The sequence below is a fragment of the Methylobacterium oryzae genome (assembly GCF_036441375.1).
Classification (GTDB): Bacteria; Pseudomonadota; Alphaproteobacteria; order Rhizobiales; family Beijerinckiaceae; genus Methylobacterium; species Methylobacterium oryzae_A.
Genome location: NZ_MLCA01000010.1, coordinates 86,373 through 100,993 on the forward strand (window position 1 = coordinate 86,373; position 14,621 = coordinate 100,993).

14 protein-coding genes are annotated in these 14,621 nt (G+C 70.0%); 6 read left to right on the forward strand and 8 right to left on the reverse strand.

Annotated elements, in window-relative coordinates; all coding sequences use genetic code 11:
* Positions 1–224 precede the first annotated feature (224 nt).
* A complete protein-coding gene (locus MOTC310_RS32860; RefSeq protein WP_419539931.1) occupies positions 225–878 on the reverse strand; it encodes an Hpt domain-containing protein in 654 nt (217 codons plus the stop codon).
* Between the two features lie 446 nt (positions 879–1,324).
* The gene (locus tag MOTC310_RS18685) at positions 1,325–2,263 is read right to left on the reverse strand and encodes an NAD(P)H-binding protein (protein WP_331302889.1); all 939 of its coding nucleotides are present in this window, start codon (positions 2,261–2,263) and stop codon (positions 1,325–1,327) included.
* 91 nt (positions 2,264–2,354) lie between these two features.
* Between MOTC310_RS18685 and MOTC310_RS18690 the strand changes: the two genes are divergently transcribed.
* The 5 genes from MOTC310_RS18690 (at position 2,355) to MOTC310_RS18710 (ending at position 7,281) form a co-directional block, all read left to right on the forward strand.
* Complete coding sequence (locus MOTC310_RS18690) at positions 2,355–3,269, forward strand: LysR family transcriptional regulator (protein ID WP_331302890.1); 915 nt, start codon at positions 2,355–2,357, stop codon at positions 3,267–3,269.
* Positions 3,270–3,994: 725 nt separating this feature from the next.
* A complete protein-coding gene (locus tag MOTC310_RS18695) occupies positions 3,995–4,486 on the forward strand; it encodes a hypothetical protein (RefSeq protein WP_331302891.1) in 492 nt (163 codons plus the stop codon).
* Positions 4,487–4,918: 432 nt separating this feature from the next.
* A complete protein-coding gene (locus MOTC310_RS18700) occupies positions 4,919–5,671 on the forward strand; it encodes a bacteriorhodopsin (protein ID WP_331294717.1) in 753 nt (250 codons plus the stop codon).
* A 5-nt stretch (positions 5,672–5,676) separates the two neighbouring features.
* Positions 5,677–6,615: a Brp/Blh family beta-carotene 15,15'-dioxygenase gene (locus MOTC310_RS18705; RefSeq protein WP_331302892.1), complete on the forward strand. Its 939-nt coding sequence runs from the start codon at positions 5,677–5,679 to the stop codon at positions 6,613–6,615.
* A 204-nt stretch (positions 6,616–6,819) separates the two neighbouring features.
* Positions 6,820–7,281 (forward strand): GNAT family N-acetyltransferase, encoded by a 462-nt coding sequence (locus tag MOTC310_RS18710; RefSeq protein WP_331302893.1) that lies wholly within the window; start codon positions 6,820–6,822, stop codon positions 7,279–7,281.
* Between the two features lie 271 nt (positions 7,282–7,552).
* Here the strand turns inward: MOTC310_RS18710 and MOTC310_RS18715 are convergent, their stop codons facing one another.
* From MOTC310_RS18715 to MOTC310_RS18730, 4 genes are all read right to left on the reverse strand, one after another.
* Positions 7,553–7,771, reverse strand: a complete 219-nt coding sequence (locus tag MOTC310_RS18715) for a hypothetical protein (protein ID WP_331302894.1) — start codon at positions 7,769–7,771, stop codon at positions 7,553–7,555.
* Entirely contained in the window at positions 7,755–7,964 is a 210-nt protein-coding gene (locus MOTC310_RS18720) for a hypothetical protein (protein WP_331302895.1), read from the reverse strand. The genes MOTC310_RS18715 and MOTC310_RS18720 overlap by 17 nt, the downstream gene beginning before the upstream one ends.
* 13 nt (positions 7,965–7,977) lie before the next feature.
* On the reverse strand, positions 7,978–8,202 hold the full coding sequence (locus tag MOTC310_RS18725) for a hypothetical protein (RefSeq protein WP_331302896.1): 225 nt from the start codon (positions 8,200–8,202) through the stop codon (positions 7,978–7,980).
* 361 nt (positions 8,203–8,563) lie between these two features.
* A complete protein-coding gene (locus MOTC310_RS18730) occupies positions 8,564–10,516 on the reverse strand; it encodes an AI-2E family transporter (RefSeq protein ID WP_331302897.1) in 1,953 nt (650 codons plus the stop codon).
* Positions 10,517–11,081: 565 nt separating this feature from the next.
* On the opposite strand from MOTC310_RS18730, the gene MOTC310_RS18735 reads away from it, so the two are divergent.
* Positions 11,082–12,521, forward strand: a complete 1,440-nt coding sequence (locus MOTC310_RS18735) for an 8'-apo-carotenoid 13,14-cleaving dioxygenase (RefSeq protein WP_331302898.1) — start codon at positions 11,082–11,084, stop codon at positions 12,519–12,521.
* Positions 12,522–12,552: 31 nt separating this feature from the next.
* Here MOTC310_RS18735 and MOTC310_RS18740 read toward each other — a convergent pair whose 3' ends face one another.
* A complete protein-coding gene (locus tag MOTC310_RS18740) occupies positions 12,553–13,188 on the reverse strand; it encodes a methyltransferase domain-containing protein (protein WP_331302899.1) in 636 nt (211 codons plus the stop codon).
* A 119-nt stretch (positions 13,189–13,307) separates the two neighbouring features.
* A complete protein-coding gene (locus MOTC310_RS18745; RefSeq protein ID WP_331302900.1) occupies positions 13,308–14,558 on the reverse strand; it encodes an extracellular catalytic domain type 1 short-chain-length polyhydroxyalkanoate depolymerase in 1,251 nt (416 codons plus the stop codon).
* Between the last annotated feature and the right edge of the window lie 63 nt (positions 14,559–14,621).

The following is a 14,621-nucleotide window of genomic DNA, read 5'->3' on the forward strand; positions in this document are numbered from 1 at the left end:
GCGCGCTGAAGCCGTCCCAGTCAGGTGCGGACGGGGGTGCTCGCCGACCGCGTGCCACACTTGCCGCGGGTCCCTATTCCCGCGCGGAAGACGGGGCGCGGCGCGGCTGTCTCGGCCGGGATCGCCCCGTCTCTCCGGACCGCTGCAGCACGAACGGGAACGGCGCTAGCGCGGATCCTTCCAGGTCGTGGGCTGCGCCGGCGGCGCGGCGCGGGCCACGGAGATCAGCCCCGTCGGCGCGATCGTGAACGGGCTCGAGGTCCTGGAGGACGACCAGGACGAATCGATGCGGACCTTCGCCCTGGAGCTGATCGGGAAGAGCGCCCGTCAGGCCTCGGCGCGGCTGAAATTCGCCCGCATGCGTCAGGGGCGGCGTCAGGGGCGGCGTCAGGGGCGGCGTCAGGGGCGGCGTCAGGGGCGGCGTCAGGGGCGGCGTCAGGGGCAGCGTCAGGGGCAGCGTCAGGGGCAGCGTCAGGGGCAGCGTCGCGGGCGCCCTCGCGTGCCGTACCGCCGAGGAGCTGCTCGAGCTCGGCCAGGATGGCCTCGCCGATGATCGGGGCGCTGGCCTCGGGCTCCTCGATCAGGCCGCGGATGTAGTCCTTGGCCGAGAGGGAGACGTCGACGAGGTCGCGGCCGACCGGGACCTCGCCGCGGCGGACGCGGTCGAAGGCGGTCTCGAAGTCGTGGGTGAAGGCGGCGACCTGCTCGAAGCCGAACATGGCGCCCGAGCCCTTGATCGTGTGCAGGGCGCGGAAGGCGGTGTCGATCAGGGCCCGGTCCTCCGGACGGTCGCCGAGGTCGAGCAGCGTCGTCTCCAGGCAGGCGAGCAGCTCGGCGGCCTCGGCGCGGAACACCTCCGCCGGATCCAGAGCAGTCATGTCGCAGTCAGTCCCGGTCGCGCGCGGCGCAAGAAAGGCTTGAACCGTCGATCCTTCAGCGCGAGACCACGTCTCCACTGTCGAGCCCGACGGCGCTCATCGAGAGCGAGACGACGCACCAATCCCGAGCACGCTCGCAACCCGTGATTGAGATTGCAATGTCCGCCTATCGAGCACCGTCTTCAGTGCCTCATCTACTACTTGACCGAAAAATTTGAGTTAACGAGGCGAACAACTTCCGTAAGAGCGGGCTCTGAAAGATGTACTCAGATGATCATTCGATACGAAGCTCATCTGAGTCGGGGATCACAGGATCACGCGCGGCGATGGGCATGCGTCGACGGGCGGCGCAGGCCGGATCTCATTCCTCTATGACCCGAAAGGGGCCAGTCGCGGGCCGACCCGACATCGTCATTCCGGCGGCGCTGCGAGCTTCCCGCGAGCGGTCACGGCCGGAGTGCCGCTGCGACCGCCGCATCGAGCGACGTGCACGGCCCGTCGCCGAGGAGTTCGGTCAATCGTCGTTCGTCGAGGCGCACCGGATGCGTCCAGAACGGACGAACCTCCATGACCTCGTGCGGAAACCCGCCGAAGGGCGCGAGCGCGCGCATCACGCCCCAGGGAAAGCGGCGCTCGGGAAGGTCCGGACGTCCCGAGGCCCGGCGGATCGCGGCGACCATCTCGCCCATCTCGGACAGATCGTGGCCAGGGAACTGCAACCGCTCGCACGGCAGCAGGCGATCCGAGGGCAGCTCGATCAGGCGCGCGATGACCTCGGCGAGGTCGGGCAGGAACGCGAAGGCGTGGCCGACGCCGGGCGTGCCGGGGTTCACGATCCGTGTCAGCGGGCGCTTGGCCAGGGCCTGCGCGAACCAGCTCTGTCCGGCTCCCGGGCCGAAGAAGTCGCCCGCCCTGACGATGAGGCTTCGCACCTCCGGAGCGGCCTCCGCCAAGCGCCTCTCCATCTCGACGCGGATCGCCCCCTTGCGGCCTCGCGGCCGTTGCGGGGTGGTCTCGTCGATCGTGGAGGCGGTCGCCGGATCGTAATTGTAGATCGTTCCCGGCAACACCACCCGGGCACCGGCCGCGCGCGCTGCCGCGAGCGTGTTGTCGAGCATCGGAAGGACCAGCCGGTCCCAGCCGCGATAGCCGGCCGGGTTCACCGCATGGACGATCACGCTCGCCCCCTCCGCCGCGCCGACAACCTCCGCCCGGTTCATGGCGTCTCCGCTCCGCCAATCGGGCGCGTCCGATAAGCCCCACGCCTTCGCCGAACGCGCCGGATCGCGCGCGAGGGCCGTGACGCGCCAGCCTCGCGCCAGCATCGCGCGGGTGACCGCACCGCCGACTCCGCCGGTCGCCCCGAGCACCAGTACCGTCCGCATCGTCATGCTCCTTCCGCCGTCATCGGACTGATGCCTCCGGGCCGTCTCGGATGAAATTGACCAGTCTTGATGGTCCGCCTATCGAAATTCGATGCGCGGCGACGACGCGAACTGGGATGATCAGCGGGCCTTTCTGACCGTGCTCGAGACGGGCAGCCTGTCTGCCGCGGCGCGGGCGCTCGGCCTCACGCAGCCTACCGTGCGGCATCGGGTCGAAGCGCTGGAGCGCGCCATCGGCCAGCCGCTCTTCGTCCGGGGTGTGAACGGGCTGGCGCCGACACCCGAAGCGCGCGGGCTGGCCGAGCATGCGCGTCGCATGGCCCACGCGTCCGAGGCGTTCCGGCGGGAGGCCGCCGGGGCGGCATCCGAGATCGCGGGTCCGGTTCGGCTCAGCGTCTCGGATTTCGTCGGCATCGAGGTCGTGCCGCCGATGCTGGCGAGCTTACGCGAACGCCACCCGCGCCTCACGGTCGAGCTGCTTCTCACCAACGTCAACGCCGACCTTCCGGGCCAGGAAGCGGATGTGGCGGTGCGTATGGCGAGACCGAGCCAAGCCGCGCTCGTGGCGCGCCGTGTGGGGAGCATCCCGCTCGGCTTCTTCGCCGCGCCGGCTTATGTCGAGCGAAACGGCGTCCCGGAAACGGTCGCGGACCTGCCCCGGCACGCCCTGATCGGGCCCGACCGCGCCCAGGCTTATCTCGCCGTCCTCGACGGGCTGAGCCGGGAGGCCGGCGGCCCGTTGCACGTCGCCCTGCGCAGCGACAGCCATCCGGCTCAGCTCGCCGCGGTGCGCGCCGGCCTCGGCATCGGCGTCGTGCAGGTGCCGGTCGGCGATCGGGACCTCGTGCGCGTGCTGCCGGAGCGGGTCGTGCACGTCCTCGACACCTGGATCGTGGCGCACGAAGACGTGCGGCGCAGCGCCCGGATCGATGCGCTCTTCACGCACCTCGTCGCGACCTTCCGAGCGTACTGCCCGGACGGCTCTCCCGGTCGCCGGACTGCATGAACCGGGCGGACCGGGCTGCGAACGGGCCGGAGGTCGATGCCGGCTTCGCCCTGCCGGCACCTTGCAAAGGGCCGTCGCGCGCCGCCCGCCCAGGCCCTGGGCCCCTGCCCCGCCGAGCCTCCCGCGAACGGGCGTTGCCGGCTCCTGCAAGAGGTCGCGCGTGGGCAGGATGGCGACATCCGCTGCGGTGCCCGCGCCCCTCAGGAGCGGCCACCGGGGCATCGATTCCGGGCGGCTTTCCGCGGGCTCGCGTCCGTCGACGCGGTCTGGAAGCCAAAGTCCGGTCAGATGCTTCTCTCCCGGATCAAACCCTTCATATGGCCGGCGCGGCGGACGGTATGGGAAACGCATGAGCGAGGGGAAGCATCGACCGACCGACCGTGGAGGCGCGCGGATTTCAGCGACGCGATCCACCGAGGTGGGGCCTGCCTGCGGGCATGGTCACCCCGGCAGCGGTCCGCCAAGCGCGACGAACTCTGTCGCGCATTCGGGGGAACGGCCGGCCCCGTCGTCAGCATCGACGATCTGTTCGCCCGCGTGCACGCCGAGGGTCGGGACACCATGATGCGCGACTGGCTGGCGAGCGCAACGGAAACGCAGCCCTACAGCTTCGGCTACCGGATCGGTGACGAGGCGGGCGCGCGCCGGGTATCGGCACGGGGCGCAAGCGGGCCGAGGAGGCCGAGCGGCTCCTGACGGTCGCGCTGGCCCATCGAGTCTCGAACATGCTCACCGTCGCCCGGGCGCTCACCGCCATCGTTGCCCGGGATGCCCGCTCCGCCGCGACCTTCGCCGAAGACCTCTCGCGCCGGTTCAGCGTGCCGCACGAAGCGACCATACCGGCATCGCGCTCGCCGCTGGGCGATCAGGGCGACGTCGGATTGCAGCAGCTCGCCGAGCGTATCCTAGCGCCGTACCGTGACGGCGCCGACCTTGCCGTCACCATCGCTTCCGACGTGTTTGCCGTCCCTGGCCAGCTCAACGACCACGCCATGATCTTCCACGAACTGGCGATCGACGCGGCCAAGTACGGAGCGCTGTCCGAGGGTGGCGTCCTCCGGGTGCGCGGCAGCGAGGTCGGCCGCACCCTGCGCCGGACCTGGGACGAAGGACCTGCGCGGTCGGGGACGCGGAGAGCGGGGGCGCCGGCTTCGGCTCACGCCTCCTTCGGCAAACCATCGAGCGCAGCCTCGGCGGTCGGTTCGCGCGCGACATAGGCCCGAGTGGTTTGCACTTCGAGAGGACGGTACCGGCCGGATAGACGCGCACGCACGGACGCAAACCGGGTCCTGTCGCAGGTGGGGACCTGTTGCGGCGTCGATATCAGGCGGTGCGGTCACGTGACAGCGTCGTCTGCCTCCGCCGCGGCGCGGGTGGCATCCCGGAAGCGCCCCACAGCAGCCGGAGCCCACAGCCCGCGCCGGCGCCCGAGGCGGACATCCGCTCTGAGGCGGCGCCGGGATCCGCTGGATCAAGGAGCCGCGACTCCTCCGGGCGAAGGAACGATGGCAGACCGTCGGCATCGCCTCCGGTGAAGGTCATCGCCAACTGCGACAATCGTCCAACGCAACGATCTCGCCGGAGGCCGATTGGGCAGGGGCTGCCACGTTCGTGCGCATGACTTTCATCCCTGTCCCAATGAGATATCGATGACGCCTCAATTCTGGCTGTGGCTCGGCTTTGCAGGCATGGCTGCCGGAGCGGCCGCGATCCTGTTCATGGCGAAGCGGCGGACGCCCGCCGAGGAGGCCGACGGGATCATCCACGGGATCGTGCCGATCATCGCGGCCTGCTCCTACTTCGCGATGGCTACGGGACAGGGCAGCCTCGCTCTTCCCGCCGGCCCCGACGCGGCCGAGGCCGCGCGACAGTTCTACTTCGCGCGCTACATCGACTGGACTTTCACGACGCCCCTGCTGCTCGTCGGTCTCTCTCGCACCGCGATGCATTCCGGCATGCGTCGGCCGGCCATCGTCTGGGGGCTGATCGGCTCGGACCTGATCATGATCGTGACGGCCCTCGCCTTCGGCCTGTCCGACGTCGCGGCGGTGAAATGGACGTGGTTCGCCATCTCCTGCGGCGCCTTCCTGGCGGTGTTCTACGGGATCTTCGTGCAACTGCGCGAAGAGAATGCCGGCGAGCGGGCCGACGTGCGGACCGCTTTCCTGCGGAACGCCGTGTTCCTTACGGGGGTGTGGTCGGCCTATCCGATCGTGCTGCTCGCCGGGCAGGACGGCCTCGGCTTCCTGTCGCCGACCGTCGCCTTGGCGGTGGTCGCCATCCTCGATCTGACCGCCAAGGTCGTCTACGGCGTCATGGCGACGCTCGAGACGACGCGCGCCGTCGATCGCGATCTGAAGGACGGCCCGGTCGCCGCCGCGCCGCTTCGCCGGGCGGCCTGACGCGGATGGCGGCTCCATCGTTCGTCTCCCTGCTCGGGGATGCCGGCGGTGCGAGCCGCCCCCGCGCGCCCTCACCGGGCACGCTGCTGCCCTGCGGCGTCGGTGCGCTGATCACGCTCGGGCTCGTCGCCTCGGCAAGTCTGCCGCGTGACGCCTCCTGGCTGGTGGCCCTGACCGCCGTGATCGTCCTCGGGGTTCCCCACGGGGCGCTGGACGGCGCGGTGGCGGCGCCGCTGCTGCGCCCCCGCTATGGGCGCGCTTGGTTCGGGGTCTTTGCCGTTCCCTATCTCGGCCTCTCCGCGCTGGTTCTTCTGGCGTGGCAGATCGTGCCTCTCGCAACCCTGGCGGCATTCCTGGCCGTGTCGGCCCTGCATTTCGGTGGGGAGGATGCGGGCCCGGGGCGGCCGATCGAGGCGCTCGCGCGCGGGGGCCTCCCGATTGCGCTGCCGGCGCTGCTGCGCCCGGAGGAGACGGCCGGGATCTTCTCGGTTGTCGCACGTGTGCCGCTGTCACAGCTTCCCGCATGGTGGTCGGCCGCGGCGTGGTTCTGGCTTGCCTTGACGGCGGTTTGGCTTCTGACGCACCGCCCGCGCCTCGCGGTGCTCGCCGAGATGATCGTCCTGTCTGCGGCCTTCCTGGCACTGCCGCCGCTCACGGCCTTCACCCTGTACTTCGTCGGCCTCCATGCCCCCAGGCACATGCGGGCTCTGGTGCGCGACCCGCTCAAGGCCCCCGGCATCGATACGATGCGGAGGGCTGTCCGCGCTTCGCTGCCGATCTTCGCTCTGACCCTTCTGCTGGGCGCTGGTCTCTGGCCGCTCTACGCATCTGGCTCATCCGATGTGTCGGCCCACCTTCTGACCGTCACGCTCCAGATGCTGTCGGCCTTAACCGTGCCGCACATCGTCCTCGACCACATCGCGGCCCGGTATCGGAGCCGTTGAGAGTACCGGCCGACGCGCGCGTCACGTCGGTTCGTGGTTCCTGTCGGCTCACGCCCGAGGCAGGCTTCTGAGCTGTCCGTCTCCTTCCCGCCCCGAACCGCCATTCCGGTAGCTCCTGGCACCGCAACGCCCCCGCCTTGCAGGTCATCCTTTTCGCGGACATCCTGCGGCGGAGGATGCGGCACCAGGGACGATCAGGCCGGCATGTTCGAGGTCAGAGAGGATGATCTGTCCGGCGAGCAGACGCGCGCGCTGCTGGCGCTTCACCTTGCAGGCATGCACGCATCCTCCCCGCCTGGATGCGTGTTCGCGCTCGATCTCTCCGGTTTGCAATCACCGGGCGTGACCGTGTGGGCGGCGTGGCGCAAGGAGCGAGTCGCGAGCGTCGGAGCGCTCAAGATCGCGGCAGAGGGCACTGCGGAAGTGAAGTCGATGAGAACCCACCCGGATTTTGTCCGTATGGGCGCCGGCTCGGCTATCCTGGAAACCATCATCGCGACCGCGAAAGCGCGCGGCATGCGACGCCTCAGCCTTGAGACTGGCAGTGGACCCGCATTCGAACCCGCCCTCCACCTGTATCGGCGACGAGGCTTCATGAATGGAGCAGCATTCGGGTCGTACACCGAGAGCGCGTTCAATCAGTTTCTACATCTCGAGCTAAGCTGACGAAGCACGTCCGCCCTCGCGAGTCCTCGACGAAGGCCGAGGCAGGAAACCACCCTGGCGGCCCCGCCGCTTCCGAACCGGACGCGCCGTGCGGACGCTGTGGGCGCTTGCCGAGAGGGGTGCTTCGTGGACGCCGAACAACCTCAGTCCCGGGTCCTGAGCGGACGGTACCGCGTGTCGGACCGGCTCCGTTGAGGGGGCACCGCGGACCTTCCCGGGATCTTACCGGCCGATCCCCCGTCGATCCGGATCCCGGCTTCGCCGGCAGCGGCTACTGCGCTCGTCCTGGCCCGTCCCTCAAGCCCAACCGCAAGGCCATCGCGAACAGGGTGCTCAGCGTGATCCAGTCACCGCCATCGATCCGCCAGCGGGCGAAGTCGTCATCCGCTTCAACCGTGTAGCCGTGGCACTGCAGGACCGCGACCGCGTCGAGGACCGGGTCATCGCTGTCGCCCGGGCCGGCGTCCTTTCGGTCAGGGGAGTGGGTCATGGCTGAGGCTCAACACATCCGCGAGCTGGAACAGGAGGTCGCCCACGACGCCGATCGGCAGCAGGACGCAGAACTCACTGTCGTCCGGCGCGCGCAATCGGACCGCCAGCGTGTCGCCGCCGTCGACGATCTCGACCGATCGCACCATCGCTGCCCCCAGCACGTAGGGGACCCTGTCGTCCGACGCAGTCATCCGCCGGGGCCTATCACGCGAGTTCCATCTCGAGGGCGACGTCGGCGAGATAGGCCGCGATGCGCGCGCTCGCCTGGGTGTCCGACGCTTCGATGATGAAGCCCGCACCGCCGGGCAGGTTGTCATACCGTCGAATGACGGATTCGGCCTTGAGCGCCGCCTCTCGCTCCGACACGGCGAGCAGGATGCGCCGATCGCCGTTGATACGGATCGTGATGCGGAATGGCGCGCGCTTCATGCCTGGACCGCCTCGGCCTTCTCACCCGCGCCATCGCGGCGCGATCGACCGAGGTACGGCCAAGTTGGCGAAACCGTTCCGCGATCGGCGCGGATTTCCGGTCGGATGATCGTCAGTCACGGCGTCCGGCTCTTCGCGCGCTCGACGGTTCGGGCCCGTTCCGGCGAGATCCCTGCGCGCTCAGGCATTTCACGCGAGCGCCGCGCATCCGCGCCGGGCTTGGGCCTCGGGGACTGGTGCGGTGAAGATCGTCCGCAACGGATCGTGAGCGGGGACCACGTCCGCCTCCGCGCAACGGCGCTTCGACGCGCGCCGGGCGAGATACGCCCGACGGCGACGCGCGACGCCGGGATGCCGCTGCTCAGGCAGCCCTGATCTGGTCCGAGCGGTCGGCGGCAATCTGCAGACAGGCCTCGACACCGTCGCGCAGCGAGGAAACGTAGACATCCGCCCCGACTTCGCGACCGAGCGCTGCGTCGGTGAGGACCTTCTCGCCCACCGGCCAGAGGCCCACCAGGACCGGAACCCCCGGAGCGCGGCGCTTCAAGCGCTCCAGCAGGTAACGCAGGTGTGCCGGGTTCCCGCTGATGTCGAGGTAGGAGATGCACAACATCGCCACACCCGTCAGGTCGAGGTCGCGGATGCTCTCGCGCGAGACCGCTTGGTAAGGGGCCACGCGCGCGCCGAGCCCGTGCTTGCGCAGCAGCTGGGCCAGCATCGCCGAGGAGGCCTCGTCGAGGGGGCCGCGCCCCGCGACGCACAGGACCGGCGCCTCCCCGCGCCAAGCCTGCGGAAGGGCTTCAGGCGGCGGGGCTTGTCCAGGTACAGCCTCTGTCCGCGTGTGCGTCCGCTCGGCCAGGGTCGGGGTCTCGCTCGGATTGACCGCCCTGTCGTCGCGGGCCGGCTCGGCGTCAGAATGATCCTCGAAATCCTCCACCAGCGAGCGCGCGGAGGCCCGGATGTTGTCGAGTTGCGCCGGCGTGACCACGCCGCGCGCGTAATCGTTGGCGGCGAGCTGCAGGCCCTTGAGCGCCACCTCGTCGTAGTACGAGGACAAGGACCGCTCCTTGAGCATCGCCTCCGCCACGTCACGCACCTCGTCCGGGTCGCCCGCCAGCATGCGCTGGTAGAAGTTCTCGACCGGGGTCAGCGGCGGCCGGTCGCCCAGCAGCACGTCGAAGAACTCCAGGCTGTCGACGTGGCGGCCGAGCACGACGAGGCAGACGGTGAACGGGGTGGCCAGGATCAGGCCGATCGGTCCCCACAGGAAGCCCCAGAACAGGGTCGAGACGATCACCGCGAAGGGCGAGAGGCCGGTGGAATGGCCGTAGAGCAGCGGCTCGATCACCTGCCCGAAGATCGGCTCGGCGATCAGGAACAGGGCCGCGGTCGCGATCACCATCGTCCAACCCGGGTCGACGGCGGCCGCCAGCGCCACCGGCAGGATGCCGGAGGCGATGGCGCCGATATAGGGGATGAAGCGCATGATCGCCGAGAACACGCCCCAGAGCAGCGGATTGGGCACGCCGATGAGCCACAGGCCCACCCCGATGATCAGCCCGAACGTCGCGTTCATGCCGAGCTGGGCCAGGAAGTAGGTGCCGAGCCGGCCCGCGGCGTCGTCCATGGCCACCGTGGTGCGATGCAGGTCGCTCGACCCGAACAGACGGATCATGCGGTTGCGCAGGTCCTCGCGCTGCATCAGCAGGAACACGACGACGACCAGCACGATGCCGACGTCGGTCAGCGGCGAGACGATGGGCCCGAGCACCTTCTCGGCGAGAGCCAGGGGCGAGGGCTCGGGCTGCTCGACGCGCACGAGTTGCGCCTTCGGCGTGTCCCCGGCCGGTCCTGCCTCGGCAGTCGTCCCGGCAGCATCCGCCTTCTGGGTGGCATCGTGGACTTGATGGTTGAACCTCTGCAGGACGCGATTGGCCTCTCCGAGCCAGCCCTGCTGAAGCCCCGCGATCTTTGCCTGCACCGTGGTTCGGTACTGCGGCAGGTTGCCGGCGAGCCCGGCCACCTGGGTGCCGATGACCGCGCCGATCCCGCCGAGCACCGCCAGGGCCAGCAGCACGGCGATGATGACGGACGGCACGCGACCGAGCCTGAGCCGACGCAGCAGGCTGACCACCGGCGCCAGTACGAAGCTGAGCAGGATGGCCAGAACGAGGGGGATGAACACCTCGCGGCCGAAATACAGGGCCGCGACGAGCACGACGCCGACGGCGAGGGTCAGAAGGCCGCGCAGGCCGGGCACGAGGGGCGGGGGAACCTGCGCTGGCTGACGTGGTGCGGCTTCGTTGGCGGGCATGCGGCGCGTACTCCTCGTCGCTGCGCCGACGTCGCGCGGCACACAGACGGGGTAACGCGGCTACGCGTGTTTTAGCTCACAGGCGGTCGGCGTGCTGGATGTGGCGCACCTGCGCCCCCGGTCGCCCGGCCATCAGACGAGATCGGCCGTCACGGGAACGCTCGGTTCCGCAGGGGCGTGAACAGCGGACGGGCTCCTGTCGACCCGCGCGGCGCGTCAATGCCGCAACGGTCGAGTCATGGGCATGGCGGGCTGGGACGAGTACGGATTCGACGGCGGGGGCATCATGTTGGAATTCATGTTGCTCATGATCCACACGGAGCCGCCGATCAGCAGCACCACGAACAGGACGCCGAAGGCCAGCGCTGAGCGGACTGGCCGACACCCACCCGACCGTGACGTGACGCTCGCGCGGCCTCCGACTACGGCAGAAGCTGGTCGAGAGCTGCCTCACCGCTTCAGGCTATGCTGCGCGGTAAGTGCGCAGCCTCCGTCGGGGCAAGGAACCGGGTGGCTCCGCATCGATATCGTCCGTGCCTGCCGCCCGATCCGGGGATCGCTGCCGATGCTGAATCGAGTCCAGTCGGCCTTCCGCGCAGCCGCCGAAGCCGGCGTCGGCCTGTTGGCGGCCTGCAACCGGCTGCGCCTGCCCAGACTAGGGAACCCCTTCCTGGTCGGCGTCCACGCACCGATGCGCGAGGAGCTGACGCTGGAGAACCTGCCCGTCTCCGGGGCGATCCCGCCCGGCCTCGACGGCCTCTATCTCAAGATGGGGGCCAACCCCGTCCGAACGGCGGTGCAGGGCCACGACTGGTTCCTCGGCGACGGCATGGTGCACGGTCTCGCGATCGGGGGCGGCAGGGCGCTGTGGTACCGCAACCGCTGGATCGGCTCGCGCGCGGCCGCCAGGGCGCTCAGGCGTCCTGCAGCGCCCGGGTCGCGGCGGGGTGGCAACGACACCGTCAACACCAACGTCGTCGAGATCGGCGGCCGGATCTTCGCGGTGGTGGAGGCTGGCAGCTTCCCCGTCGAACTCGCGCGGACCCTGGAGGAGCAGCGCTACAACCCGTTCGACGGCACGCTGGCCGGCTCCTTCACCGGGCACCCGCACCGCGACCCACTGACCGGCGAGACCCACGCCGTCGCCTACGACGGCCGCGTCTGGGACAGCGTCCGCCACGTCGTCCTCGCGCCGACCGGGCGGGTCGTGCGGGATGTGCCGATCGCGGTCGCGCACGGCCCCTGCATCCACGACTGCGCGATCACGGCGCGCTTCGTGATCGTGCTCGACCTGCCCGTCACGTTCTCGTTCCGAGCGCTGCTCGCCGGTTATCGCTTCCCGTTCCGCTGGAACCCCGATCACAGGGCGCGCGTGGGCCTCCTCCCCCGACAGGGCCGGGGCGCCGACATCCTCTGGTGCGACGTCGAGCCCTGCTTCGTGTTCCACACCGCCAACGCCTACGACGACAGGGACGGGCGGGTGATCCTCGATGTCATCGCCTACGAATCGGTGTTCACCTCGCCCGGTGGCGGGCTCGACGCGCCGGGCTGGCTCGAACGCTGGACGATCGATCCTTCGACGGGTGGGGTCGAGCGGCGCGTGGTCGATCCCGCGGCGCAGGAGTTTCCCCGCATCGACGAGCGGCGCTTCGGGCAGCGCCACCGCTACGTCTACACGGTCAGTGTCCCGGCCGACGGCAATACGCAACTCGCCGGCGCGACGCAGCTCTACAAGCACGATCTCGAGACGGGAGAGCGCCACGTGCACGAGTTCGGTCCCGATCACATCCCGGGTGAGTTCGTCTTCGTGCCGGCGCATGCCGGGGCCGATGAGGACGAAGGCTGGCTCGTCGGCCTCGTCATCGACACCGCGCACGACACGACGGACTTCACCGTCCTCGACGCGCGATCCGTCGATGCGCAACCGGTCGCTACGGTCCGCCTCGGGCACCGGATCCCGCCGGGCTTCCACGGCAACTGGTTCCCGGCGGGCGCCCCGGTTTGAAAGGCCGAGTCCGGCGCCGATGCCGGACTCCTCACGCCGCGGCGGTCCAGCCGATCATCGCGGTCACGGGGTCGCCGGCGCCTCCCTCGGGCTTGAGGACCCGCCTCTCGATGCGGGTGAAGCCGGCGCGCTCGAGATACAGACCGACGAGCCGGGCATGCCCCGCGCCGTCGAGGGCGTTCCAGATGGCCACCGCCTTGGTCGGGAAGCAGCGGTTCGAGAAGCTGATCACCGCCGGGGCGCCCGGGCGCAGCACGCGCGCGATCTCGGACAGGACGGCCACGGGTCGCTGGAGATACTGGACCGAGACGCAGATCAGCGCGGCGTCGACGCGGGCTGTCTCGACCGGCAGGCGCCACTCGGCGTTGAGGTCCTGCACGAAATGCCGGGTCAGGCGCGGATTGGCGGCGAGTTCTGCTGCGTTGAGGCCATGGCCGGTGGCGCTGGCATACGCGACGTCGTCCGGCAGGTGACTGACCCAACTCGACATCAGATCGAGGATGTCGCCGCCCGCCGGGACGATCTCCCTGTAGAGGCCGGTGATCGCCGCGACCGCGGCGGCATCGATATGGGTCACGAAACGCGGTTGCGCGTAGAACAGAGGATCGGGATCGCCGTCGTGCTTGGCGAATGCTTCCGGTGGGAAGTCCGGTAAATCCTGAGCCATCGTCGAGCGCGCCTTCGGATCGAGCGGCACGCCGACCCCGATAGCCGGCGCGCAAACCGTGGATTGCGTGTGTGTTCAGAAGAAACTCGGCCGACCGCCGGGCTGACGTACCGGTGCGCTCAAGGCCGGCCGCCGGCCGCGCTCACATGCGCCAGGAAGAAGCGGATCATTTCCCGGCTCGCGTCCGGGCCGCGCGGGCTGGTGAACGAGCCGGCCGGGCTGCCGCCCGACCACGCGTGCCCCGCTCCGCGCAAGACCCACTGCTCGACGATGGCGCGGCCGCCCGCGTCCGTCCGGATCGTGCGCGTGTAGTCCACCCCGTCCGGTGTCCGGCCCTCTGTCACGGATGTCCGGAGTTCCGGGTCGGACGGCCCCTGCGCCACGACCCGATCGCCGTTGGCCGCATGCACGGTGCGGTCGCGGTCACCGTGGAACACGATCAGCGGCACGGTATGGCGTCGCCCCGTCCCGCTCGCGCCGTCCCCCTTCATGGCCGCGAAGGCCGAGGGTACGTCCCGCGCGGAACCGCAGGCCAGGCCGGAATGGACGCCGATGGCCGCGAACAGATCCGGGTAGGTCACAGCCAGGATTGCGGCGGCGGCCCCACCGGCCGAGAGTCCCGCTGCGTAGACCCGCCTGTCGTCGGCCGAGAACTCCGCGATCACCTCCCGGACGATGCCGGCGATCACGGCGGGCTCGCCCTCCCCTCGCCGCTGGTCACCGGGCTCGTACCAGTTCCAGCACCGCTGCATGTTGGCCGAACGCGACTGCTCCGGATAGACCACCAGGACGGTGCGCTCCTCGGCGACCGCGTTCATCCGCGTGCCCGCGGCGAAGTCGTCCGGGTTCTGAGTGCAGCCGTGCAGCATCACCACGACGGGCAGCGCCTGGCCGGTGTAGCCGCTCGGTATGTAGACCTTGTAGTTCCGGGTCCCGACGGCGCCGGTGAAAGTGCGACTCTCGAAGCGCGCGCCCTCCGGAAGCCGAGCTGGCGCAGGCGTCGCGCTGCCCCTCCCGAGGTGATCCGCGCCGACGCCGGCCTTCGCCAACCCCTCCTGGATCGTGCGCATCACAGTGTCGGCGATGTCGCCTCCGAACGCCTTGTCGGGATGCCTGCCCGAGGGTCCTCCGGTGGTCTCCGAGGCCGCCCAGGCTCCTCCCGGACTGGCGGGCGCGACCATGTCGAGGATGTCGGCCGCGTCCGCGGCCCGCGCATCCGCCGCGCCCCGGCCCGCCTCCGACCACAGATGATAGGCTGCAGCCTGCCGCCGATGAAGTTTGGCCATCGCCTCCGCCACACGGGCGACACGGGCTGGGTCGACCTTCGGGAAAGTGAAGCGCGACGAGGCGGTCTTCGTGGAGTGATCCATCGGACGGGTCCTGAGTGGCGGGGATCGGGAGAGGCGGGATGTTTGGCCTCGTCGGCGGACAGA

Coding starts and splice junctions, on each gene's coding strand:
- MOTC310_RS32860 (WP_419539931.1), bottom strand. CDS start 878: ATGACTGCTCTGGATCCGGCGGAGGTGTTCCGCGCCGAGGCCGCCGAG.
- MOTC310_RS18685 (WP_331302889.1), bottom strand. CDS start 2,263: ATGCGGACGGTACTGGTGCTCGGGGCGACCGGCGGAGTCGGCGGTGCG.
- MOTC310_RS18690 (WP_331302890.1), top strand. CDS start 2,355: ATGCGCGGCGACGACGCGAACTGGGATGATCAGCGGGCCTTTCTGACC.
- MOTC310_RS18695 (WP_331302891.1), top strand. CDS start 3,995: ATGCTCACCGTCGCCCGGGCGCTCACCGCCATCGTTGCCCGGGATGCC.
- MOTC310_RS18700 (WP_331294717.1), top strand. CDS start 4,919: ATGACGCCTCAATTCTGGCTGTGGCTCGGCTTTGCAGGCATGGCTGCC.
- MOTC310_RS18705 (WP_331302892.1), top strand. CDS start 5,677: ATGGCGGCTCCATCGTTCGTCTCCCTGCTCGGGGATGCCGGCGGTGCG.
- MOTC310_RS18710 (WP_331302893.1), top strand. CDS start 6,820: ATGTTCGAGGTCAGAGAGGATGATCTGTCCGGCGAGCAGACGCGCGCG.
- MOTC310_RS18715 (WP_331302894.1), bottom strand. CDS start 7,771: ATGACCCACTCCCCTGACCGAAAGGACGCCGGCCCGGGCGACAGCGAT.
- MOTC310_RS18720 (WP_331302895.1), bottom strand. CDS start 7,964: ATGACTGCGTCGGACGACAGGGTCCCCTACGTGCTGGGGGCAGCGATG.
- MOTC310_RS18725 (WP_331302896.1), bottom strand. CDS start 8,202: ATGAAGCGCGCGCCATTCCGCATCACGATCCGTATCAACGGCGATCGG.
- MOTC310_RS18730 (WP_331302897.1), bottom strand. CDS start 10,516: ATGCCCGCCAACGAAGCCGCACCACGTCAGCCAGCGCAGGTTCCCCCG.
- MOTC310_RS18735 (WP_331302898.1), top strand. CDS start 11,082: ATGCTGAATCGAGTCCAGTCGGCCTTCCGCGCAGCCGCCGAAGCCGGC.
- MOTC310_RS18740 (WP_331302899.1), bottom strand. CDS start 13,188: ATGGCTCAGGATTTACCGGACTTCCCACCGGAAGCATTCGCCAAGCAC.
- MOTC310_RS18745 (WP_331302900.1), bottom strand. CDS start 14,558: ATGGATCACTCCACGAAGACCGCCTCGTCGCGCTTCACTTTCCCGAAG.